19 protein-coding genes, 2 tRNA genes and 2 pseudogenes are annotated in these 21,302 nt (G+C 65.8%); 9 read left to right on the forward strand and 14 right to left on the reverse strand.

Going from position 1 to position 21,302, the window contains the following annotated elements:
* Window positions 1-125: 125 nt before the first annotated feature.
* Window positions 126-1,130, forward strand: a complete 1,005-nt coding sequence (locus tag AC6IW9_RS01660) for a complex I NDUFA9 subunit family protein (protein WP_497768363.1) — start codon at window positions 126-128, stop codon at window positions 1,128-1,130.
* A gap of 4 nt (window positions 1,131-1,134) precedes the next feature.
* Here AC6IW9_RS01660 and AC6IW9_RS01665 read toward each other — a convergent pair whose 3' ends face one another.
* The 5 genes from AC6IW9_RS01665 to AC6IW9_RS01685 all read right to left on the reverse strand — a co-directional run bounded on the left by AC6IW9_RS01665 (window position 1,135) and on the right by AC6IW9_RS01685 (window position 6,448).
* Window positions 1,135-1,824 carry a sulfate transporter family protein gene (locus AC6IW9_RS01665; protein ID WP_497768366.1) on the reverse strand — a complete coding sequence of 230 codons (690 nt, stop codon included), beginning with the start codon at window positions 1,822-1,824 and terminating at the stop codon, window positions 1,135-1,137.
* Window positions 1,825-1,895: 71 nt separating this feature from the next.
* Complete coding sequence (locus AC6IW9_RS01670) at window positions 1,896-2,963, reverse strand: GSCFA domain-containing protein (protein ID WP_497768368.1); 1,068 nt, start codon at window positions 2,961-2,963, stop codon at window positions 1,896-1,898.
* Complete coding sequence (locus AC6IW9_RS01675; RefSeq protein WP_497768371.1) at window positions 2,960-3,760, reverse strand: hypothetical protein; 801 nt, start codon at window positions 3,758-3,760, stop codon at window positions 2,960-2,962. The genes AC6IW9_RS01670 and AC6IW9_RS01675 overlap by 4 nt, the downstream gene beginning before the upstream one ends.
* Before the next feature lie 188 nt (window positions 3,761-3,948).
* Window positions 3,949-5,838 (reverse strand): monovalent cation:proton antiporter-2 (CPA2) family protein, encoded by a 1,890-nt coding sequence (locus AC6IW9_RS01680; protein WP_497768374.1) that lies wholly within the window; start codon window positions 5,836-5,838, stop codon window positions 3,949-3,951.
* A 7-nt stretch (window positions 5,839-5,845) separates the two neighbouring features.
* Window positions 5,846-6,448, reverse strand: coding sequence for an NAD(P)H-dependent oxidoreductase (locus AC6IW9_RS01685; protein ID WP_497768377.1), 603 nt, complete (start codon window positions 6,446-6,448; stop codon window positions 5,846-5,848).
* A gap of 274 nt (window positions 6,449-6,722) precedes the next feature.
* On the opposite strand from AC6IW9_RS01685, the pseudogene AC6IW9_RS01690 reads away from it, so the two are divergent.
* A pseudogene (locus AC6IW9_RS01690) lies at window positions 6,723-6,881 on the forward strand (IS21 family transposase); the annotation flags it as partial.
* 140 nt (window positions 6,882-7,021) lie between these two features.
* Here the strand turns inward: AC6IW9_RS01690 and AC6IW9_RS01695 are convergent.
* Both AC6IW9_RS01695 and AC6IW9_RS01700 read right to left on the reverse strand, forming a co-directional pair.
* A complete protein-coding gene (locus AC6IW9_RS01695) occupies window positions 7,022-7,516 on the reverse strand; it encodes a helix-turn-helix domain-containing protein (protein ID WP_497768380.1) in 495 nt (164 codons plus the stop codon).
* Between the two features lie 257 nt (window positions 7,517-7,773).
* Window positions 7,774-7,848 (reverse strand) — tRNA-Thr (locus AC6IW9_RS01700).
* Between the two features lie 619 nt (window positions 7,849-8,467).
* Here AC6IW9_RS01700 and AC6IW9_RS01705 point away from each other — a divergent pair.
* From AC6IW9_RS01705 to AC6IW9_RS01715, 3 genes are all read left to right on the forward strand, one after another.
* Window positions 8,468-8,863: a hypothetical protein gene (locus AC6IW9_RS01705; RefSeq protein WP_497768383.1), complete on the forward strand. Its 396-nt coding sequence runs from the start codon at window positions 8,468-8,470 to the stop codon at window positions 8,861-8,863.
* 159 nt (window positions 8,864-9,022) lie between these two features.
* Window positions 9,023-9,355 carry a hypothetical protein gene (locus tag AC6IW9_RS01710; RefSeq protein ID WP_497768386.1) on the forward strand — a complete coding sequence of 111 codons (333 nt, stop codon included), beginning with the start codon at window positions 9,023-9,025 and terminating at the stop codon, window positions 9,353-9,355.
* Between the two features lie 48 nt (window positions 9,356-9,403).
* Complete coding sequence (locus tag AC6IW9_RS01715) at window positions 9,404-10,369, forward strand: GDP-L-fucose synthase family protein (protein WP_497768389.1); 966 nt, start codon at window positions 9,404-9,406, stop codon at window positions 10,367-10,369.
* Between the two features lie 9 nt (window positions 10,370-10,378).
* Here AC6IW9_RS01715 and AC6IW9_RS01720 read toward each other — a convergent pair whose 3' ends face one another.
* The gene (locus AC6IW9_RS01720) at window positions 10,379-11,071 is read right to left on the reverse strand and encodes an HAD-IA family hydrolase (RefSeq protein WP_497768392.1); all 693 of its coding nucleotides are present in this window, start codon (window positions 11,069-11,071) and stop codon (window positions 10,379-10,381) included.
* A 93-nt stretch (window positions 11,072-11,164) separates the two neighbouring features.
* Between AC6IW9_RS01720 and AC6IW9_RS01725 the strand changes: the two genes are divergently transcribed.
* The gene (locus AC6IW9_RS01725) at window positions 11,165-11,536 is read left to right on the forward strand and encodes a hypothetical protein (protein ID WP_497768395.1); all 372 of its coding nucleotides are present in this window, start codon (window positions 11,165-11,167) and stop codon (window positions 11,534-11,536) included.
* A gap of 166 nt (window positions 11,537-11,702) precedes the next feature.
* Here the strand turns inward: AC6IW9_RS01725 and AC6IW9_RS01730 are convergent, their stop codons facing one another.
* Complete coding sequence (locus AC6IW9_RS01730; RefSeq protein ID WP_497772379.1) at window positions 11,703-15,167, reverse strand: acyl-[ACP]--phospholipid O-acyltransferase; 3,465 nt, start codon at window positions 15,165-15,167, stop codon at window positions 11,703-11,705.
* Between the two features lie 241 nt (window positions 15,168-15,408).
* Between AC6IW9_RS01730 and AC6IW9_RS01735 the strand changes: the two genes are divergently transcribed.
* A complete protein-coding gene (locus AC6IW9_RS01735) occupies window positions 15,409-16,059 on the forward strand; it encodes a TetR/AcrR family transcriptional regulator (RefSeq protein WP_497768398.1) in 651 nt (216 codons plus the stop codon).
* On the opposite strand, the gene cysE is transcribed toward AC6IW9_RS01735, so the two are convergent.
* Both cysE and AC6IW9_RS01745 read right to left on the reverse strand, forming a co-directional pair.
* Window positions 16,023-16,871 carry a serine O-acetyltransferase gene (gene cysE / locus AC6IW9_RS01740; RefSeq protein WP_497768400.1) on the reverse strand — a complete coding sequence of 283 codons (849 nt, stop codon included), beginning with the start codon at window positions 16,869-16,871 and terminating at the stop codon, window positions 16,023-16,025. The two genes, AC6IW9_RS01735 and cysE, sit on opposite strands and share 37 nt — an antisense overlap.
* A gap of 33 nt (window positions 16,872-16,904) precedes the next feature.
* Entirely contained in the window at window positions 16,905-17,669 is a 765-nt protein-coding gene (locus AC6IW9_RS01745; RefSeq protein ID WP_497772382.1) for an alpha/beta fold hydrolase, read from the reverse strand.
* A gap of 190 nt (window positions 17,670-17,859) precedes the next feature.
* On the opposite strand from AC6IW9_RS01745, the gene AC6IW9_RS01750 reads away from it, so the two are divergent.
* Window positions 17,860-17,936 (forward strand) — tRNA-Arg (locus AC6IW9_RS01750).
* Here AC6IW9_RS01750 and AC6IW9_RS01755 read toward each other — a convergent pair.
* From AC6IW9_RS01755 to AC6IW9_RS01765, 3 genes are read right to left on the reverse strand one after another with little or no spacing between them, the layout of a single operon-like run.
* Complete coding sequence (locus AC6IW9_RS01755; RefSeq protein ID WP_497768403.1) at window positions 17,907-19,580, reverse strand: recombinase family protein; 1,674 nt, start codon at window positions 19,578-19,580, stop codon at window positions 17,907-17,909. The two genes, AC6IW9_RS01750 and AC6IW9_RS01755, sit on opposite strands and share 30 nt — an antisense overlap.
* The gene (locus AC6IW9_RS01760; protein WP_497768405.1) at window positions 19,577-20,077 is read right to left on the reverse strand and encodes a GNAT family N-acetyltransferase; all 501 of its coding nucleotides are present in this window, start codon (window positions 20,075-20,077) and stop codon (window positions 19,577-19,579) included. Before AC6IW9_RS01760 ends, AC6IW9_RS01755 begins: the two co-directional genes overlap by 4 nt.
* A 23-nt stretch (window positions 20,078-20,100) precedes the next feature.
* Window positions 20,101-20,406, reverse strand: a complete 306-nt coding sequence (locus AC6IW9_RS01765; protein ID WP_497768407.1) for a type II toxin-antitoxin system TacA family antitoxin — start codon at window positions 20,404-20,406, stop codon at window positions 20,101-20,103.
* 515 nt (window positions 20,407-20,921) lie between these two features.
* Between AC6IW9_RS01765 and AC6IW9_RS01770 the strand changes: the two are divergent.
* A pseudogene (locus tag AC6IW9_RS01770) lies at window positions 20,922-21,254 on the forward strand (DUF932 domain-containing protein); the annotation flags it as partial.
* Window positions 21,255-21,302 lie beyond the last annotated feature (48 nt).

Raw genomic sequence — 21,302 nt, forward strand, 5'->3', positions numbered from 1 at the left:
CATTCGACGTTCCCGCGCGCCATTCCATTTCCACGGAATTCGCGTTATGGCGTCGGCTCGAAACAATGGGTTTTCGAAGATGCGCCGGCGAGGAGCCGGACGCCATCGGCAAGGGGCCTTCAGCAATGAGCGCAGAGGTGTTGGAGCCGGGTCGGCTCGTGACGGTGTTCGGCGGGTCCGGCTTCATCGGCCGCCATGTCGTGGGCGCGCTCGCCCGCGACGGCTGGCGCATTCGCGTCGCCTGCCGCCGGCCGGATCTCGCCTTCCACCTGCAGCCGCTGGGCAAGGTCGGGCAGATTTTCCCGGTTCAGGCCAATCTGCGCAACAAGGCGTCGGTTGCCGCCGCGGCGAAGGGCGCCGAGGCGGTCGTCAATCTGGTCGGCATTCTCGCCGAGGGCGGCAAGCAGAGCTTCTCCGCCCTTCACGCGGAGGGCGCCAAGGCGGTCGCCGAAGCCGCGGTGGCTGCGGGCGCCACTCATTTCGTCCAGATCTCGGCGCTCGGCGCGGACGCCGATTCGCCCTCCGTCTACGCCCGCACCAAGGCCGCGGGCGAGGCCGCCACGCGCGAGGCCTTTCCCGCCGCGGTGATCCTGCGGCCGTCGGTCGTGTTCGGTCCCGAGGATGATTTCTTCAATCGCTTCGCGACCATGGCGCGCTATTTTCCGGTCATTCCCGTGGTCGGCGAGGCGACGCGTTTCCAGCCCGTCTATGTCGGCGATGTGGCGCGCGCCGTGGCGCTGGCGGTCGACGGACAGGCCGCCGCCGGGGCGACCTACGAGCTCGGCGGTCCGGAAGTGAAGAGCTTCCGCGAGCTCGTCCAATATGTGCTCGAGGTGACCGAGCGCGACCGCCGCATCCTGCCCTTCTCCTTCGAGACCGGCAAGAAAATCGCGGCGCTCACCCAGCTCTTCGCCAAGCTGTCGTTCGGCCTGTTTCCGAAGCTGCTCTCGATGACGACCGATCAGGTCGAGCTGCTGCGGCGCGACAATGTCGTCTCGGCCGAGGCGAAATCGACCGGTCTCACGCTCGAGGGACTGGGCGTCGCGCCGACGGCGATCGAGTCGGTCGTTCCGTCCTATCTCTACCGCTATCGCAAAACCGGCCAGTATCAGGCTCAGCGTCTCGCTTGATCCGTCACGGCGCGCGCACGAAGGGGCGCGGCGAGGGCGCGGCCGCGAGCCGCTTGTGCATCCGCACCATGAAGGCCACGCCGAACAGGGGCGTCAGCAGATTGAGCCCCGGCACGGCGACGAAGCCGGCGATGAAGAGGCCGGCGACGAACAAGGTCGTCGCATGGCGGCGCGTCAATTCGCGCGCCTCCTCCAGCGAGCGATAGCGCGTCGCCGCGAAGGCGAAATATTCCCGCCCGAACAGGAAGGCGTTGGCGAGCAGGAAAACGACCGCATTGACGCCGGGCACGAGCAGCAGCAGCAGCGCGAGGAAGTTGACGCCGGCCGAGACCAGCGCGAAGCGCAGGGCCATCACCAGGGCCTGACCGGCCGGAAGCGGGCGCCCGGGCGGGCCCTCGGGATCGACCTCCCGTTCGACGATTTCGGCGAGATCGTCGAGGAACAGGCCCGCCACCAGCACCGAGATCGGCGCGATCAGAAAGGCGAGGCCGACGACGAGCCCGGCGCCGGTCGCGAAAGTGATCGCCGTGTGCAGTATGACATTGTCGACATCGACGAAGGAGAGCGCCAGCCGATCGAGGCCGACCCAGGCGAGAGCCAGCAGCGCGAAGGTCATGCCGAGGCTCTTCAGCAGAACATTGCGGAAGGGCGGCGAGAGAATTTCGCGTACGGCGTCGATGGCGGCTTGCAGCATGAGAACTCCGATCGGCGAGCCCGCCGCGAAAATGGGAAGGCGGAGGCGCGGGCGCAAGTCCCGCAGCGTCGTCACTCTCGCGGCCATTCGGTCGGTTCGCGGTCGGCGGCCATCTCTTCGCATTCGCGCTCGCTCAGGGCTTTCGAGAGATCGCGGGCGCGGCGCATCTGCTCGACGGTCGCGCGCTCCGCACCGCGGCTCGCAGGCGTCTCGCTGTGATGGAACAGCACGTCCATCACCGTCTGCACGCCCGAAGGGCTCACCGAGCGCAGGTCGGCCTCGAAAAAGCCGGCCGAATGCGGTCCCGTCACGATCTCATAGGCGGGGAAATAAACGAGGTCGGGGCAGTCCTGCGCCGCTTCCTCGCAGGCCGCGCGCAGCGCCGCCTTGCTGTAGGAGGTCGCGCGCTGGACATGGGCGCCGGAGGCGGTCGCGACGAGCGGGACCGGCGAGACGGTCGTCATCATGCGAATGGCGGGATTGATGCGCTTCAGCAGCCGCACGCTCGCGAGGAGATCGTCGCGAACCTCGCCGCTGCGGAAATTCACGAAAGCGTGGCGATCGGCGTCGAAAGCGCCGGCGATCGTCCCCGGACAGGCCGGAAAGACGGCCCCGTCCGCCTTGGAGACCCAGGCCTCGGTGAGCCCGAGGGTGAAGACGAAGAGGCTCGCTCGGCCGATCGCCTCGCGAATCCGGTCGTGATGGGAGGCGAGGATCAGGTCGAATTCCTCGTCCGATCCGGCCGGATCGGGCAGGCCCGGACGGAATGGATCGATCACCGCCTCGCCGATGGCCCAGCGGTCCTCGACCGGGCGGAAGGCGCCCGAGAGGCGTTCCAGCAGCTGCCGCAACTGGCGCGCCGTGTAGATGTTCCCATAGGCCGCGGAATAGAGATGGTAGCCGTAACGGTCGGCCTCCTCGACATATTCCGTGCGGACGTAATGGAAGCCCGCGGTCTCGAAGAAGGGGATGATATTGGCGGCGAAGCAGCTTCCCGCCGACATGATCCTGTCGTCGGCGCGTAGCAGCGGCGCCGCCGGGCCGACGAGGGCGCGCGCGTCGAAGCCGCGCGCCACCGATCGCGACCAGAAAGCCGTGTCCGGCAGGGTCAGATAGGGATGGCTCGCGCTCCTTTTCACGGAGCGATTCCCTCCATCACTTTTCGCAGCACGATCGCGCCATAGGCGGCGTTGGCGTGCGTGACGTCCGGATGCCAATATTGCTTGAGCAGGAATCCCTCCTCGTCCTGCAGCGTGCTCGGCACGGGGATGAATCGGGCGCCGTGGCGGCCGGCGATCTCCGCGATCATATCCTGCAGCAGGAACCACATCTTCAACCGGATATGCGGATCGGTGATCTTGATCTCCGCCGTGCTCTGGCCGAGCTGGGCCGCCCAATCGCAGAAATAGGGCTCCTTTTCCAAGAGCTTGCGCAGCGCCTCATTGTCCTTTTTGGGCGGCGGCGTGCCGACCAGCGTCACCGACGCGGGAGCGCGCTCGTTCAGCATCGCCAGCACGCCGTTCAGCTCGTCGAGATCGATCTCGTTGAAGCGTCGCTTGATTCGGCTCTGCGAGACGATCTGGAAGCTCGGGATCAGCCGCTTCACTTTGTTGGAGAGGAAGTCGAAGGCGAAAGCGGCCTGGAAGAAAAAGCTGACATTATGCTCGTTGCCGCCCCAGACGATCACGATGTCGGCGCCGGCGGCGTTGTCGGCGAGCGCCCGCCAATAGGCCGCGTCGCGCGGCCAAGTCCCTTCCAGCACGTGAAGATTGTCGCGCTGGCGGAGCGCGCGCAGCGCCGGCGGGTCTTTCACATGATTGACAGTCAAGGCGGTCAGATGGGAATGTCCTGCGAGGATCACCTTCGCCGACGGCTGAATGGATGCGGCGGTGTCGGCAGTTTCGCCAAGGTCTTGGTCACCTGCGCGGATGGCCATTTCGACGCTCGATCTCTCTCTTCTGTGCACCTTGCCACGCTCCTTGCGCAAAGGGGTCCGGCGATTCGCTGCAAGCACACTGATAAACCCACGCAGAGCATGCGCCGGGCCGGCGCAGCGCTCCGTTCATACGACCGTGCGACCCTAGAGATCAAATATGAAATTGGAAAGCCCGGGGCGCGCCCGGCTCACGGCGCGGTCTCGGCGTCCTCGCGGGCGTGGGGACGCCAGGCGCGGTCTGTCGCGCCTTTCCCCGCCGCGCGACTGACGGACATCATTTCCTCTTCTTCCCTGTGCGTCTGCCTGGCCATGGCGACATAGGCGGCGTTCTCCTCGGGCGCGAGCTTCGAATCATGGAGCTCGGCCAGCTTGCGCAGCGAAATGCGGTCGCCCTTGACGAAGGTCTTCACGATCTTCTCGGCCTCGTAAGGGTGGACGCCGAGCGCCTCCAGGGACGAGCGCCCGGCGCGAACCGCGCTGTCGAAGGTCTCGCGAATAATGTCGTCACAACCGGCGCTGTATAGATCATAAACATGCAATCGATCATAGGCGCGGGCGACGATATGAATGTCGGGGCGGACACGCTTGGCGTATCGGACGATGGTCAGCGCGCGCTCGCGGTCGTCGATGGCGACGATGAGGAGGCGCGCCTCCGCGAGGCCCGCGGCTTCGAGCAGATCCGGCCGCGCAGCGTCGCCGAAGAAGGTCTTGACGCCGAACCTCGCCATGGCGTCGACCATTTCGGCGCTGAGGTCGAGCACGACGGTCTCATAGCCGTTGGAGCGCAGGATGCGATTGACGATCTGCCCGAAGCGACCGATGCCGGCGATGATCGCGACGCCTCTCACATCGATCGCATCGGCCTCGCGCGTCTGTTCCTGCGTCGTGCGCGGCACGATCACGCGATCGAACAGGATGAACAGGAGCGGCGTCGCGAGCATCGACAGGGCGGCGACCAGCAGCAGCAGCTTCGCGAGCGCGCCGGGCAGGATGGCGTGCTGTTCGGCGAAGGCGAGGAGCACGAAGGCGAACTCGCTCGCCTGCGCCAGCCCGAGCGTGAACAGCCAGCGGTCGGCGCCGCGCAGGCGGAACGCGCCGCCGATCGAGAACAGAATTGCCGCCTTGACGAGGATGAGAACGGCGGTCAGCCCGAGCACCAGTGGCGCGTTCTCGAGGAAGAGCGAGAAATCGACTCCCGCGCCGACGGTGATGAAGAAGAGGCCTAGCAGCAGGCCCTTGAACGGCTCGATGTCGCTCTCGAGCTCGTGGCGATATTCGCTGTCGGCCAGCACGACGCCGGCGAGAAAGGCGCCGAGCGCCGGCGAAAGTCCGACCAGCGTCATCAGCATCGCGATGCCGATCACGAGCAGCAGCGCCGTCGCCGTGAACACCTCGCGCAGTTGCGCCGAGGCGATGAAGCGGAACAGCGGTCGTGTCAGATAATGTCCGCCGACGACCACGAGGGCGACCGCCGACAGAGTGACGCCGCCGGCCGCCCAGCCCGGCAGGCCCTGCAGAAGCGTCGCGCCATGTTCTGCGGGCTCGCCCGACGCCGGACGCGCGCCGGGGCCGGCCAGAAGAGGCATCAGGGCGAGCGTCGGAATGACGGCGATGTCCTGCAGCAGCAGCACGGCGAATCCGGCCTTGCCGCCGTCGCTCTCGAGCAAGCCTTTTTCCCCGAGGGTCTGGAGAACGATCGCAGTGCACGAGCCCGCCGCCATCAGGCCGATCGCCACGGCCGTCGGCCAGCGCGTTCCGACCGCGAAGGCGAGCGCCGCGATCGCCAAAGCCGTGGCGACGAACTGCAGACCGCCCAATCCGAGCAGGCGGTTGCGCATCGCCCAGAGCTGCCGCGGCTCGAGCTCGAGGCCGACCAGAAACAGCATCATCACGACGCCGAATTCGGCGAATTCCTGAAGCCTCTGCGTCTCGGCGCCGACGAGCCCCATCAAGGGGCCGATGACGACGCCCGCGACCAGATAGCCGAGCACCGATCCGAGCCCGAATCGCTTCGCCAGCGGGACGGCCGTCACCCCGGCGCAAAGATAGACGAAGGAGTGGAAGAAAAGGCTGTCCATGCGGCTCTCACCCGATCATCGCGCTGTCGAGACGGGCCGCGAACAGATAGTCGTTCGCATGAGAGGCCTCGATGTCGAGCCGATCGTCGCGCAGCGCCTCGAGCAGGCGGACATAGCCGTCAACATGCGCGCGTCGCCGCGCCTCGTCGGCGTCGGGCGCGCCGAACAGAATATACGGCGCGAGAAACGTCATCCGGCAGAGATTTGCGGTCGCCTCCAGCGGCAGCAGCAGCCGCCGCACCGGCGGATAGTCGCGGCTGTCGGGCCCATAGGCATGCTCCGGCGCGCCGGTGGTGATGACGCAGAGCCATGGCTTGCCGGCGAGGGCGACGCCCGTCTCGCCATAGGCGAAGCCGTGCTCGAGCACGAGATCCTGCCATTCCTTGAGCAGCGAGGGCGTGGAATACCAGTAGAGCGGAAACTGGAAGACGATCGCCTCGTGATCGAGCAGCCGTTGCTGCTCGCGCTCCACATCGATCTCGAACCTCGGATAGTCCGCGTAGAGATCGACGACGGTGATCCCGTCGATCCGCCGCGCGGCGTCCAGCATGATCCGATTGGTTCGCGAATGCCGGTGCGCGGGGTGAGCGCAGAGAACCAGCGTCTTCATTTTTCCTCCCGCCGCCGCTGTCCACCGTCCTTTCCGAGGCTTTATAGCACCGATCGCCCGGCGGAGCCGAGGCGCGAGCGCAGCTTTCGCAGGGCGATCGGGTGAAGGAATACAGCCCTATCATCCTCGTCCCGAGGAGCCCGCGAAGCGGGCGTCTCGAAGGACGGCTGTTATTCGGCGTGCAAATTTGACCCCCATACGAGGGGAATCGGCGTCGAAAATTGACCCCCTCTGGTGAAGCCAGGACTGTCCGCTCGCTTTGGTTGAAAGGGCGGGCGGCTATGACGCCGTGCGTCGCTACGCGCGCAAATGGCGCAGCGAGCAAGGCGCGGCGACGGCGGCCGCTTATGTGCCGCTGAGCTTCGAACCGGGTGAAGCCTACCAGTTCGACTGGAGCCATGAGATTGTTCTGCTCGACGGCGTGACTCAAACGAAACGGCCTCCGGCAAACCCGGGGCAGTTCAGAGGTCTCGTCGAGACACACGACGGGGCGCTGCGGATCATGCGGCCGTTGATAAACGGCAAGCACATCCTCCATGTTGGCGACGAAAGCGGCGTTGGCTTCCGGCGCGATCACCCATTGCTGTCTGAGATGCGGTTTGAGAATGTTTTTTTGAGCATGCGCCCGATCGTGTTGTCGCTGGCTTTTTCCACGATCTTCAATTCCACGACCTTCTCTTCGAGCAGGCTCAACGTCCATCTGGCGTAGCCTGCGGGCGCCGGCCCGCAGGCGAGCGCGATCAGCTTGGCTTCGGCCGCGCCGTCGAAAATCCGCGGCCGGGCGCAGCTCGGATTATATTTGCGGGTCAGCACCGCCTCGAACCCTTCCTCCACCAATTGTCGGCGCGTCCGCTCGACATTGGCGACGCTGGTGTCGAGCGCCTCGGCGATCTTACTATCGCTCCAACCTTCACCGGAATCCGAAACGTCAGCCTTCAACAGAATGCGCGCCTTCGTCAGCAATTGCGCCGAGCGCTTGCCCGAGCCGATAAAGCGCGTGAGCTTCTCGCGTTCATCCGCGCTCAGCCGAACCACGTATTTCTTGACGGCGATCTCTTTCCCGGCCACGAATCACCTCCAACGCTACTGCTGCGGCAGTGATTCAGAACTTCACGTCAATAGCAATGACGCAGACCACTAGCATCCGCCCGTTTCCGGCCGATCCCCCGAGATCCATCAAAATGCTGATAAGCCGATCTCGTAGCGCTTCACGCAAGTTCAATATCCCCCAGAAGGCAGCTATCCGGCGCCGGCCGCAGTATCAAGCCTGCTTGCCCAAAAAGCATCACCCTCTTCATGGGGCGGGGCAAGGCGCCGAAGAAGAATGGTGCCGGCAGAGAGGATTGAACTCCCGACCTTCGGTTTACAAAACCGCTGCTCTACCGCTGAGCTATGCCGGCCCCTGCGACACCGAATCCGGTGCCTATTCGGTACTTGGTCGAACCGCGCTGACCCTAAGCGCATGATCCGATTCGCCTTCTCGTCTCAAGGCCCTTCGATTACAAATCAGTTGCTCTACCAGCTGAGCTAAACCGGCCCCGTGCGCACTCGAGCGGGCCTTCGCGCGCTCGCGGCGCTTGCCCCGCCCGGCTTCTATACGCGCCCTCGGCGCGTCGGAAAAGACCCGGATCTCCGCTTCTATGCGGGCTTGACCTGATCACGTCTCCCACAGCTTTCGTCGCCGCTCGCCCTCACGCAGCCTTGCGGCGTTCGAGCTTTCCACGAAGGAGTTCCTCATGCGCCGGCCGCATGCGCCTTCGGCGGTCTGGCGGCCTCGACGTTTCGGAGAGCCGGAGCCGTGACGGCCGCGCCCAATGTCATCTTCGTCAATCGGTTCTTCGCGCCGGACCAGTCCGCGACCAGCCGCCTGCTCTCCGATCTCGCTTTTCATCTCGCCGGGCGGGGCATGAACGTGACCGTGGTCGACAGCCGTGGGCGCTATGAGACCATCGGCGGCGGCGTCCTTCGGACCTACGAGCCGCGCTTCGGCCGCCATTCTACTACGGGCCGCGCGCTCGATTGTCTCGCAATGTATCGCAGCGTCGCGTCGCGCGGCTCGCGCGGCCGGGCGACCGCATTGTCGCCAAGACCGATCCGCCGATGCTCTCCGCCGCGCGCGCCCGCCTCGTCAACTGGCTGCAGGACCTCTATCCCGAGGTCGCGCTCGGACTGAGCGTCCGCGCGCTTTTCCCCGCCGCGCGCGACAAGAGCCTCGCCTGCGCCGTGCGCAATGTAGTGATCGGCGAGCGCATGCGCGCGCTCGGCCTCGCCGAGGCGCGCATCGAGGTCATTCCGAACTGGTGCGACGACGAGGCCATCATCCCGCGCGCGCCACGACAATCCGCTGCGCGCCGCCTGGGGCCTCGGCGACAAATTCGTCGTCGGCTATTCGGGCAATCTCGGCCGCGCGCATGACTACGCCACTCTGCTCGGCGCCGCCGAGCGGCTGCGCGACGAAGCCGACCTCCTGTTCATCGGCAGCGGCCGCCTCGCCGCAGGCCTCGAGGCCGAGGTCCGCGCCCGAGAACTCGCGCCCATGTTCCAGTTCCGTCCCTATCAGACGCCTTGTTGCCCTTGTCGCTCGCCCTGCCCGACGTTCACTGGATCTCGCTGCGCCCCGCCATGGAGGGGCTGATCGCGCCGAGCAAATTCTATGGCGTCGCGGCGGCCGGACGCGGCGTCATCGCCATCGGCGATCCGCAGGGCGAACTCGCCTCCACGATCGTCGCGCATGATCGGCGACGTCGTCGCGGAAGGCGAGCCGCGCGGCTCGCCGATGTCATACTTACGTATAAATACGATCAAGTGAAATTATATCGTGTCGGATCGAACGCACGAAAGCTTCTTGATAGGCATCTTTCGTGCAGATATGCTTTCGAGCGTTGGGAGTTATTGATACGTAATTAACACTGGCGCAGCTCGAGAGGCTGCGTCGCGAGCGTTGCGAGGATGCCCATGAGAGAAGAACGGATCTGGGTCGCCGGACATGGCGGAATGGTCGGCTCCGCTCTGACGCGCCTGCTGCGCGCGCAGGGCCGCAATGTCATCACCGTGGATCGGTCGATCCTCGATCTCAGAAGCCAGCCGGAGGTCGAATTCTGGCTGCGCGCCAATCAGCCGACGGCGATCCTGTTCGCGGCCGCCAAGGTCGGCGGCATTCTCGCCAACAGCCGCTATCCCGCCGATTTCATCTATGACAATCTGACCATCCAGAGCAATGTGATCCATGGCGCGCACAAGGCCGGCGTCGATCGCCTCGTGTTCCTCGGCTCCTCCTGCATCTATCCCAAATTCGCCGAGCAGCCGATCCGCGAGGCCTCGCTCCTCACCGGCGCGCTGGAGCCGACCAATGAATGGTATGCGATCGCCAAGATCGCCGGCATCATGACCTGTCAGGCCTATCGGCGCCAGCACGGTCGCCGCTATATTTCCGTGATGCCCTGCAATCTCTATGGGCCCAACGACAATTTCGACCTCGAGACCAGCCATGTGCTGCCGGCGCTGATGCGCAAGCTGCACGAGGCGAGGCTGGCGGGCGCCCGCGAGGTGATCGTCTGGGGCACAGGAACGCCGCTGCGCGAGTTCCTGCATGTCGACGATCTCGCCAAGGGCGTCGTCCATTGCCTCGATCATTACGACGATTATCCGCACATCAATTGCGGCGCCGGCTCCGAGGTCTCGATCCGCGAGATCGCCGAAACCATGGCGCGCGTCGTCGGCTTCGACGGCCGTCTCGTCTTCGATACGACGAAGCCCGACGGGATGCCGCGCAAGATCATGGAGTCGAGCCGCATCCGCGCGCTCGGCTGGGCGCCGGAGATCTCGCTCGAAGCGGGGCTCGCCGCGACCTATCGCTGGTATCTGGCGAATGTCGTCCCGAAAGCGCAGGACGAGGCGCGCGCGAAGGTCGACGCCGCCTGAGCGCGGCGCCTATCGCGCGACGGCCGGCGGTCGCATGGCGAGGGAGGCGACCGCCTCCCACAGATCGTCGAAATGCGAGATCACCCGATCGGGCCCGAAGCTCGCGACCGGCTCCTGCGTATAGCCGAAATCGACGGCGACGACCGGCGCCCCGGCCGCTTTCGCCGTGTCGATGTCGGTCTGCGAATCGCCGATCATCACCGCCCGCGAAAAATCGCCGCCGGCGCGCGCGATCGTCTCGGTCAGCGCACGCGGATCGGGCTTGTGGAAGGGGAAGCTGTCGCGGCCGCAAATCGCCGAAAAGCGCCGCGCGACGCCGAGCCGCTCGAGCAGCAGGATCGACAGCTCCTCCGGCTTGTTGGTGCAGACGGCGAGCCGCCAGCCGGCCGAGGAGAAGCGCTCGAGCGCCGCCTCGGCGCCCGGGAAGAGGCGCGTCTCCTGCGCGATCCGTTCGCGGTAATGAGCGAGAAAGAGGTGGAACAGCAGTTCCAGCCGCTCGGGCGCGAGCTCGGCGCCGCTCGCCGCATAGCCGCGCTGGATCAGCGCGCGCGCCCCGGCGCCGACCAGCGCGCGCGCGGCCGGGGCCGGCAGGGGCGCATGGCCGTCCCGCCGCAGCAGGACGCCGAGCGTTCCGATGAGGTCGCCGGCAGTGTCGGCGAGCGTGCCGTCGAGATCGAACACCAGGATCGGCGCGCCCGTCATGAGCCCCCTCGGTCTGTGCCGCCGCGCCGGCGCCTCGCGAATGACGCGTCGGCGTGTAGACTGCGGCAGGTGATTCGCCGGTGGAGTTTAACCTTGCGCCCGACCTTCCGTCTCCCCTTCCTCGGCCTCTTCCTTCTCGCCGCGCCCGGCGCCGCGCTCGCCGGCAATTATGAATTTCTGGCCGCGCCGCAGACCGATCTCAACCGCGTGTTCCGCCTGGACCGGGCGAGCGGCGAGGTCGGCGCCTGCCAATATGGCCTCAAAGAGGGCGCCTCGATCGGCGTGACGCTCTGCTATCCGCCGGGCGAGGGCGCGAAGGCCGGTCCCTTCAGCGAATATGCGCTCATCGCCTCGCGCCACACGGGCGAGGGCGGCGTGTTCCGCGTCGATCTGCGCACGGGGCTGATGTCCATCTGTTTCGTGCTGAACGAGAGCTCGGTGGTGTGCACGCCGCCGGCGAAGTGAGAAGGGGCCGGGGAACCCGAGTTCGAACGCGAGTTCATCTCGTATGCCGCTCGGCCGGATCGCGCGCTCTTAGAACTCGAACATCCGCATCGGGGCGCACGAGCGACGCGAAGCGCTCCATCGGCCGTTGGGCGCTTCCGGAGCCCGACTCGTCGTATTGGCGAGGTCAGGCCGTCCGCGTCGCGCCGCCGTCGATGCGGCCGAACACGCCGTTCGGCACGCGCGGCGTCGGCAATATGTAGCGGTCGCGGTCGCGCACCATGGTCACGACCGCGGCGAAATCGAGCTTGCCCGAGCCGAGCAGCGGCAGGCGCTCGACGATCATGATCTCCGCGGGAACCATCAGCTCCGCGGCGCCTTTCGATTTGGCGAAGGCGAGGAAATCGGCGCGCGTCGCGTCGCGCTGCTGCGTGACCAGCACGATGCGCTCGCCCTTGCGCGGATCGAGCTCGCGCGCCGCCGCCGACAGGGCGTTCGGCCACAGCTCGGCGGCGAGCGATTCGACCGCGGCAAGCGAGATCATCTCCCCGCCGATCTTGGCGAAACGCTTGGCGCGGCCCTGTATCCTGACGAAGCCTTCGGCGTCGATCGAGACGATGTCGCCCGTATCGTGCCAACCTTCGTGCGGCGGCTTCAGAGCGCCCGGCGCATCGGCGGTGAGATAGCCGAGCATCACATTGGGGCCACGAACGAAGAGCCGCCCGCCCTCGGCGACGCCGGAAACCGCCTCGAGCCGCGCCTCCATGCCCGGCAGCAGCCGCCCCACAGTGCCGAAGCGGTTGAACATCGGCGTATTGAGCGCCAGCGCCGGCGCCGTCTCGGTGACGCCATAGCCCTCGAGTATGCGAATGCCGAATTTCTCGAGATAGACGTCGCGCGTTCCCTGCTTCACCGGCTCGGCGCCGGCGATCACATAGCGCAGCGAGCGGAAGTCGTACGCATGGGCGACGCGCGCATAGCCGGAGAGGAACGTGTCGGTTCCGAGCAGCACTGTGGCGTTGACGCCATAGACGAGCTCCGGCACCAGCTTGTAGTGCAGCGGCGAGGGATAGAAATAGATCCGCACGCCGGAGACGAGCGGCAGCACCAGGCCGACATTGAGCCCGAAGCAGTGGAACGCCGGCAGCACGCTGAACAGCGTGTCGGTGCGGCCGAAGTCGATGCGCGCCGCCGCCTGCGCGGCGTTGGCCAGCAGATTCTTGTGCGAGAGCGCGACGCCCTTGGGCGCCCCTTCCGAGCCCGAGGTGAAGAGAATGGCCGCCATGTCGTCCGGCCGGCGCGCGGCGAGCGGACGGCGATGGCAGAACATCGCGCGCAGCCTGTCGCCGAGCGACACCTCCGCGCGCAGGTCCTCGAGATAGACGACGCGGAAATCCGGCTCCAGCGCGGCGACGAGTTTCTCCAGCTTCGCCTTCTCGAGGAAGGCGCGCGAGGTGAGCAGCGTCTTCGCCTGCGCCGCGCCGAGGCCGGCGCGGATATTGGCGGCGCCCGCGGTGAAATTGACCATGGCCGCGACGCGTCCGGCGCCGACCACGGCGAAGAAGGTCGCAGCCGCGGCGTTGGAGTTCGGCAGCATCACGCCGATCGCTTCGCCGATCTCCGATTTCTGCATCAGCTTGCGGCCGAGCGCATGGGCCCCGATCAGCAGACGCCGATAGGAGAGCGTCCCCGTGATCGGATCCTCGATCGCGATGCGGCCGGGGCCGTGCTCGCGCGCCGCCTCGACGAGCGCGCGATGCAGCGTGCGCTCGATCGGGCTCGTGCGGAACACGAGGTCGGACATGATCTCATAGAGCGCCGCGCCGGAAGCGATGCGCCGCGCCTTGCCCTTCAGCGCCGGGTCGACATGGAGCTTTGCCGGCTCCTGTATGGAGAGCGTGAGTTTGGGAAAGAGGCGACGGCGCGCCTGCGCGCGCGTCAGCCGCGAGAACATGGTCGCCTCCGCGCCCTCGATGCGCACGGGCACGACGAAAGCGCCCGTCTTCTCGGCGATGAGGCCGGCGCCGTCATAGACCTTCATCAGGCTGCCGGTGACGGTGAGGCGACCTTCCGGAAAGATGATCAGCGGATCGCCGTTCTTCACGGCGTTGACCAGCGTGCGCGCGCCGAGCGGGCGCGCGGGATCGAGCGGAATGGCGCGCGCGAATTTCAGAAACGGCCGCACCCACCATTTCTTCGCGATCGTCGAATCGACGGCGAAGACAGGATCGATCGGCAGCATGCAGAGGATCGCCGCCGCGTCGAGGAAGCTCACATGATTGAGCGCGATGATCGGATTCTCGCCGGCCCTGTCGAGATTGGAGAGGCCCTTCGCCTCGAGCCGATAGAAGGCGCGAAAGACGATCGACAGGGCGTCACGAAAAGGGGAGACGACGACCGCCTCATAGATCCACAGCGCGGCGAGCGCCATCAGCGCGCCCATGCCGAGGAAGAGGTTCGGCACACCGGCGCCTTCCGCCTGCAGCAGAGCGACGGCAAGCGTGCCGGACGCCATGAAGGCGGCGTTGAGCACATTGACCGCGGCGATGATGCGCGCACGCTCGAAATTGGGCGCGAAGGCCTGGATCGCGGCGAAGGAGGGCACGATCATCAGTCCGCCCGCGACAGCGAGCAGAGCGAGATCGATGGTGACGCGCCAGGCGCCCGGCTGCACGAGGAAGTCGGCGGCCTCGAGCGGCGCGACCGCCTCGACCGGCGCGATCGTCGAGAGCGTCAGCCCGAGGTCGATCGAGACGCCGGCGATGATGGCCGCGCCGATCGCCGCCGGCAGCAGCACGATGCGCCCGGCGAGCAGGAAGGAGGCGAGGCCGGAGCCCGCCGCAATGGCGATGGCGAAGACCGCGAGATACAGCGTCACGACGAGTTCGGAGCCATGCATCGTGCGCGTGACGAGCGGGGCGAGCAGCGACAGGGCGACGGCGCCGACGAGCCAGAAGATGCTGGTGACGACGCCCACGCGCCAGAGGCGCCTGTCCCGCCACAATTCCCGCAGCAGCGCGAAGGTGGAGCGCAGGATGTTGGGATCGAGCCTCAGATCGGGCGCCGCGCGGGCGGTGGAGGGGATGTAGCAGGCGGCGCCCCAGGCGGCGATCGCCGCGGCTCCGACGCCGAGCGCCGTGACCAGCAGCTCGCCGCCGCTGCGCATGGCGAGACCGCCGGCGATGGTTCCGGCGAGAATGGCGAGGAAAGTCGCGCCCTCGATGAGCGCATTGCCGCCCGGCAATTCCGTTTCGCGCAGATGGTCGGGCAATATGCCGTATTTGACCGGGCCGAACAGCGCGCCGAGGGACCCGAAGCAGAACAGAGCGAGGAAGAGAATCGGCACGGAAGCGAGGGCGAAGCCCGTCGCGGCGATCGCCGCTGCTCCGATCTCGACGAGCTTCAGGCGGCGCGCGACGAGCGCCTTGTCGAATTTGTCGGCGATCTGCCCGCCGAGCGCGGAGAGCACGAAATAGGGCGCGATGAACACGGCGCCGGCGAGAGTGACGAGCGATTCGCCCTCCGAGCCGCCGATTTTGAAGAGGATGAGCAGGACCAATGCGTTCTTCAGGAAATTATCGTTGAAGGCCGCGAAAAACTGGCACCAGAACAAAGGCGCGAAGCGCTTGGCGAAGAGCAGATGGTCGGACATCATCGACGTTCCGTTTGCGCGCGGCGGGAAAGAAGCCTTTTTCGCCGATTCTGTTTAAGGACGGGTTTTCGACAGTGGACGCGGAAATCGGCGGCGCGCGGACAGCGGGCTTGCTCATTGAGCGTCTCCTGTTATGAACATCGTTCAAGTTGGATCATAACACAAGCTGAACGCTGTTCAAGAAAATTTGGAACGTCGTTCATGTCATTGAACAGGGGCGTCCCTTGGTCGGGAGGAAAGCATGATAGAGGCGCAGCGTAGCGCCGCGAAGACCGCCGCGCGGCGCGCCGGCCTGCGTGAGCGTCTGCTCGCCGCCGGGCGCGCGGCGATCGAGGCGGGCGGGCTACACAGCCTGAAGGCCCGCGATCTCGCCGCGGCGGCCGGCTGCGCGGTCGGGGCGATCTATACCGTGTTCGCCGATCTCGACGAGCTCGTCCTCGAGATCGGAGCCGGCACCTTGCACGCGCTCGAGAGCGCGCTCGAGCCGCCGAACGCCGGCGTCCTCTCCTCGCCGGTCGACGAGCTGTCGCGTCTCGCGCGCGGCTATCTCCAATTCGCCCGCGCCAATGAGCGACTGTGGCGGGCCTTGTTCGAGCATCGCCTCGGCGGCCGCGCCGTCCCGGCCTGGTTCCTCGAGGATCAGAACCGCCTTTTCGCCCTGGTCGAAACGCCGCTGGCGCGTCTTCTGCCGCAAGAGCCGGCCGCTTCGCGCGCGCGCCTCGCCCGCAGCTTGTTCTCTGCCGTGCATGGCGTGGTCTCGCTCGGCCTCGAGGAGAAGCTCGCGCCGATTCCGGCCGCGACGCTCGACGCCGAGCTCGACCGCTTGGTGCGCGCCTTCGCCGCGGGTCTCGCCGCTCAGAGTCCCGGATCGTGCGGCTGGTCGATCAACTGATCCATGGTCAGCGACGGCTCGGCGGCGCCGACGTCGCCGATGATGCGGGCGGGCACGCCCGCGACCGTCTTGTGCGGCGGCACGGATTCCATCACCACGGAGCCCGCTGCGACACGCGCGCATTCGCCGATCTCGATGTCGCCGAGAATTTTTGCGCCTGCGCCGATCAGCACGCCGCGGCGCACCTTGGGATGGCGCGCCCCTCCCGCCGTGCCGGTGCCGCCGAGAGTCACGCCGTGCAGCATGGACACATTGTCCTCGATCACGCTGGTCGAGCCGATGACGACGCCGGTCGCGTGATCGAGGAAAAAACCCCTGCCGATTCGCGCCTGCGGATGAATGTCGGTCTGAAAGCGCGCGGAAGAGGCGCTCTGCAGCCAAAGCGCGAGGTCGCTCCGGCCGGACTTCCACAGCCCATGCGCCAGACGGTGCGTCTCGATGGCATGGAAGCCTTTGAAATAGAGCGCCGGCTCAAGAATGCGCGTACAGGCCGGATCGCGATCGAAGACCGCGACAATATCGGCGCGCAGCGCCTCGCCGAAGCCGGGATCGCGCGCCATTCTGTCGAGCAGGACGCGACCGAGCAGAGCGGCCGGCATGTCCGGCGCTTCGAGCCGCTGAGCGAGCCGATGGGCGATGACGCTCTCGAGCGAATCATGCGAGAGCACGGCCGCATAGAGAAAGCTCGCAATGTTCGCATCGCGCCCCGCCGCGTCCTGGGCTTCCGCATGGATGCGTGCGAACAGCGGATCAGCCCCGGCGAGAGCGAGGATTTGCGCGGCGCCGATTTTTTCCTGTGGAGACATGGCCATGGCGGTCCTTCCGCGATGGGCGGAGCGCTTCGTCTACTCGCGATGCGCGAGGAAATCGAGCACGGCCTGCTTGTAGACGCGATCGCCGACGGCGCGATTATGGTCGCGTCCCGGTATGTCGACAATATGCGCGTCGCGAAACAGCGGATGCAGCGGATGCGGATCGCCCGCCACTTCGTCGCGCGTGCCGACGCAGATGAGCACCGGCGCGACGATCTGCGCGAGCGATGCGCGATCGACGATCTGATTCGCGCCGCGGGCGCAGGCGGCGAGCGCGGCGAGGTCGGAGCGCGACGCTTCGGCGAAGCCGCGGAACATCTTCAGCAGCGGATCGTCGATGTCCTCGATGCGCTCGGCCTCCATCGCTTCCGGCAGGCCGCGCGGCAGAGGCGCGCCGACGAGATTGGCGCCGATTCCGCCGAGAATTAGCGAGCGGACGCGCTTCGGATGGGCGATGGCGAGGCGCGTCGCGATTCGCGCGCCCATGGAATAGCCCATGACGTCGGCGCGTTCGACGCCGAGATGATCGAGCAGATGAGCTACGTCGTCGGCCATCAGAGCGACGTCATAGGCCGCCGGATCATAAATCTTCTCCGACCGGCCATGGCCGCGATTGTCGAGCACGACGACGCGCCGTCCGTCTTCCGTCAGAGTCTTGACCCATTGGGGGAAGAGCCAATTGACGGCATGCGTCGAGGCGAAGCCGTGAACGAGAACGATCGGCTCTCCACGATCCCCCGCGAGCGGCGGAAAATCGACATAGGCGAGCTGCACACCGTTCGACTCGAACTGCTCCATCATGAATTTCCATTTCTATTACATCGAACGCGCGCGGGCATCAGGATCACCGGTACTTATCGCACCCGTGAGGCCCCGCAAGCCGATCAAGACATGAAATATCGTCTATTGCCAAGAGCCTTGCGAGGCGCTAAACGACGGCCTCGTCGCGAAAGCGGGGTCGAAACACGCCCGCGTCGCCGATCGACGGGCGCCCGTAGCTCAGCTGGATAGAGCACCAGACTACGAATCTGGGGGTCAGGAGTTCGAATCTCTTCGGGCGCGCCATTTCGGTATAAAACTGCGAACGCCAGCAGCCGCCGATTCTACGCCAGCAGCCGCGACAAGTGTCCGCAGCAGTTCGGTTTTCGACCCCAGGATACGAATTTCGGTCCGGTCGATAACCTCGACACGTTGCGCGAGGGCCCGTAGATGGTCCCGCCGATACGTTCCATCTTCGTTCCGGAGCTTGCGGCGCGCAACCAGCGCGAACCGCCGCAAGCTGTCAGGCGTAATGGCCGGGCCCAAGCGCTCGACGGCTGCCGTTGCACGTTCTGCGTCGGCTTGTGCTTGATCGCGAACGGCCGCGAGTTCGGCGATCCGATCCTTAAGCGATGGGTCCGCCACATCCACGACGCCATTTTCGATCGCGTCATAGAGGCGCTTCAACTTCGCCTCGGCCTCGGCCGCACGCTTTCGCAATTCGCCAATGTGTCCGCGCCGACGCTCGTTCCACTCGTCGCGCCGCACAAGTAGCTGATCCATCAGCATCGCCAAGCGCGAGGGATCGAGCAAGCGCCATTCGAGGTGATCGGCAACTGCCCGGTCAAGCTTGTCCATCGGCACTGTCAGCCCACGACAGCCGCTCACCCCCTGCCGCGCCTTCGTCGAGCAGGTGTAATATCGATATTGGCTCCCCTTGCCGGTCCGCAGCGTCATCGCACCGCCGCAAGATGCGCAAAAGCAAATCCCGGTCAGCAACGTCGGCCCGCTCACGGCACGCGGGGGCATCCACTGCGGGCTGCGCGCCTTCAACGCCGCCTGCACGGCGTCGAACTCCGCTTCGGTGATGATCGATGGAACGTCCATAACTGCGTGTTCGGCTGCGGGCTTCGCCGTGCGTGTCTTGTGGTCACGCGTATTGAATCGGTGTTGGCCGATATAGGTCGTGCGCGTGAGGATCTGATGCACCGAGGCGACGCCCCAACGGCCGCCATCGCGAGTGCGAATGTCGCGTTCGTTGAGATATGTAGTGATCGACTTGATTCCCAACGGGCCTCTGTCGCCATCGCCGTTGAGCGCTAGCCTGTAGATCAAGCGCACTGTGTCGGCATGGATCGGATCAATCTCCAACTTCTTTTTGATCTTCGCTCCACGCTGCTCGGCTGCGACGATCCGATAGCCGATCGGCGGCAACGCGCCATTCCAGTAGCCTTGGCGCGCATTCTCTTTCATGGCGCGCAGGGTGTGTTTAGCATTCTCCTTTGACTGGTATTCGTCGAACAGCGTCATGATCTGGCGCATCATCACACTCATCGGATCGTCGCCGAGGTCTTGCGTGATGGAGATCAACCGCACGCCGTTCTTGGCGAGCTTGCGGACGTAGAACTCGAACTGAAACTGATCGCGGAAGAAGCGCGAGAAGGAGTGGACTACGATGACGGTGAAGGTCGGAGGCTTCACCAGCGCTGCGTCGATCATCGCCTGGAACGCCGGGCGGCGATCATCCGTGGCGGTGTTGCCAGGCTCGACGAATTCGGCCGCGACATCCCAGCCCTTGGCGACACAATAGGCCGTAATCTGCCGGCGCTGATCGGGGATCGACAAATCGCTCTCCGCCTGCCGTCCGGTCGAAACGCGCAAGTAGAGCGCTGCCTTGGCAAGCGCGGTCCCAGGCATCACGTCGGGTGAAGCAGGCACTGCGTCCGTCATTGTTCCACCATTCGCTGGATCGCGTGCATCGGCAGTACCAGCCGGAGCGAATCCGGCAGGCGCACAAAACCATTTCCCTCGTAGAAGGCGGCGGCCCGCTCACTGATGGCGTCGACAACCAGCATTGATGAACCGACCGTGGCCGCGCTCGCGTAGGCGCGGCGCACGGCGTCGGCGAGAAGCATCGCACCCAGGCGTTCACCCTGCCGCGCCTCCGAAACCGCCAGCCGTCCGACCAGTGTGGAGCTGACCAGCGGATACCGGGGAATATGCTTGCGGGCAGCGGCCGGCACATCGCCCTGCGCCACCCCGGTCGCGCATAGAGTATAATAGCCAAGCACGACGTCCGGCTTGTCCGGCTCGACGAGAATGAAGACCCCGTTGGCTTTGCGCCGCACATCCTGGCTCGCCTGCGTCCGGAGATAGCGGTCGAGGCTGTCGACGCCGCACGAAAAACCATCACGGTCGTGATGCGACGCAAGCGCCTCGATCTTCAAATCTGGCCGAGGCGTCGCCATGCTCAGGAAGCGACCCGGCGCTTATGCTCGGCCAGAGCCCGGACCAGCCGCTCGCTTGGCTCAGGCGGATTGACCAGTGCGTCGAAGAACGCCACGCGATCCCGGTCGGACAGCACAAGTGTCTCATGTTCGGCGATCGTCCGACGCGCCGTATCGGTGAGCGCGGTCACGCAAAAATCGCTGACCTTACGCCGTGACAAATGAGCGGCCCGCTCGATCAGATCCTTCGTCTCTTCGTCGAGACGAAATCCCAGGCGCTCGATGCGATTGGGCGTCTCCCGTTCAATTTTGCTCTGCTTGCGTGGCATTGGAATCGCTCCTAGCATGGCCTACTTTCCCCACAATGTACGTCATATCGACTAACAATTCAAGTCTTTTCTACTCGTGCTTTAGGCACGCGGCCCAAAGATCGCGTCAAGCTCCTCAGCAAAGTGGCCTTCTATGACCCGCAACTCGGCCTCGGTGATCGGCACCACCACCGGCCAGTCGTCTGTCACCTTGATCGGCTCCTCCGAACACGCAGAGCACCTGCCCGCGCGCGGCGGGATCGGTTGGACATAATCAAAAAGGTCTTCAAGGGCACCAGACCAGCCAAGCCGGGCCCGGCGCGCACTTCGCCGCTTCTGAGCCATGCCATAAGGGAGCCGAGCCACGGCGCCCGGTGCAATCAAAACTCCGCGCCATCGTGCTGTGGCGAAGAAAGACAGGTTGTCGGCGAGCCGCCGGTCCGGCGGCCTTCCAGAGGAAGAGGGCTGCGGCTGTCGCCGTGACGGGTTGAGGGTCGAGAGAGAGGCTCACGGCCAGCCCGTCATGGAGATTTGCCATGACACGGACAAGCACCATCGCCGAGCGCGACGCCTTCGCATCGTCGGTTTCCGCCGGGTTTAAAGTTGACATCTCGCGAGGCGAACGGATCGGGCGCGTGTCGTCCGAATGGTTCTCGCGGCCCGATGACGAACGCTATCTATCCCTTAGCGATCTCTACGCCGCCGTTCGCACACGCGCCGACCGCGCCACCGCACGCACCGTCGAATCCCGCGCCATCCGCGTCGAAGCCAGTCGCGACGACGCCGAACACCTGGCGCTGATCGTGCCCGGCCGCGAAGAGCCTATCGCTCCAACGCACTGGTCATTCGGTCAAATGTGCAGCCTGATCGTAAGCGCCGTTGCGACCCCATTGATTCTTCGGGTTCGGAAGGATTTT

This window comes from Methylosinus sp. shoA (assembly GCF_059718125.1).

Excerpts from the sequence above, each read along its gene's own strand:
- AC6IW9_RS01660 (WP_497768363.1), top strand. The coding sequence starts at position 126 with ATGAGCGCAGAGGTGTTGGAGCCGGGTCGGCTCGTGACGGTGTTCGGC.
- AC6IW9_RS01665 (WP_497768366.1), bottom strand. The coding sequence starts at position 1,824 with ATGCTGCAAGCCGCCATCGACGCCGTACGCGAAATTCTCTCGCCGCCC.
- AC6IW9_RS01675 (WP_497768371.1), bottom strand. The coding sequence starts at position 3,760 with ATGGCCATCCGCGCAGGTGACCAAGACCTTGGCGAAACTGCCGACACC.
- AC6IW9_RS01680 (WP_497768374.1), bottom strand. The coding sequence starts at position 5,838 with ATGGACAGCCTTTTCTTCCACTCCTTCGTCTATCTTTGCGCCGGGGTG.
- AC6IW9_RS01685 (WP_497768377.1), bottom strand. The coding sequence starts at position 6,448 with ATGAAGACGCTGGTTCTCTGCGCTCACCCCGCGCACCGGCATTCGCGA.
- AC6IW9_RS01715 (WP_497768389.1), top strand. The coding sequence starts at position 9,404 with ATGAGAGAAGAACGGATCTGGGTCGCCGGACATGGCGGAATGGTCGGC.
- AC6IW9_RS01720 (WP_497768392.1), bottom strand. The coding sequence starts at position 11,071 with ATGACGGGCGCGCCGATCCTGGTGTTCGATCTCGACGGCACGCTCGCC.
- AC6IW9_RS01730 (WP_497772379.1), bottom strand. The coding sequence starts at position 15,167 with ATGTCCGACCATCTGCTCTTCGCCAAGCGCTTCGCGCCTTTGTTCTGG.
- AC6IW9_RS01735 (WP_497768398.1), top strand. The coding sequence starts at position 15,409 with ATGATAGAGGCGCAGCGTAGCGCCGCGAAGACCGCCGCGCGGCGCGCC.
- cysE (WP_497768400.1), bottom strand. The coding sequence starts at position 16,871 with ATGGCCATGTCTCCACAGGAAAAAATCGGCGCCGCGCAAATCCTCGCT.
- AC6IW9_RS01745 (WP_497772382.1), bottom strand. The coding sequence starts at position 17,669 with ATGGAGCAGTTCGAGTCGAACGGTGTGCAGCTCGCCTATGTCGATTTT.
- AC6IW9_RS01755 (WP_497768403.1), bottom strand. The coding sequence starts at position 19,580 with ATGACGGACGCAGTGCCTGCTTCACCCGACGTGATGCCTGGGACCGCG.
- AC6IW9_RS01765 (WP_497768407.1), bottom strand. The coding sequence starts at position 20,406 with ATGCCACGCAAGCAGAGCAAAATTGAACGGGAGACGCCCAATCGCATC.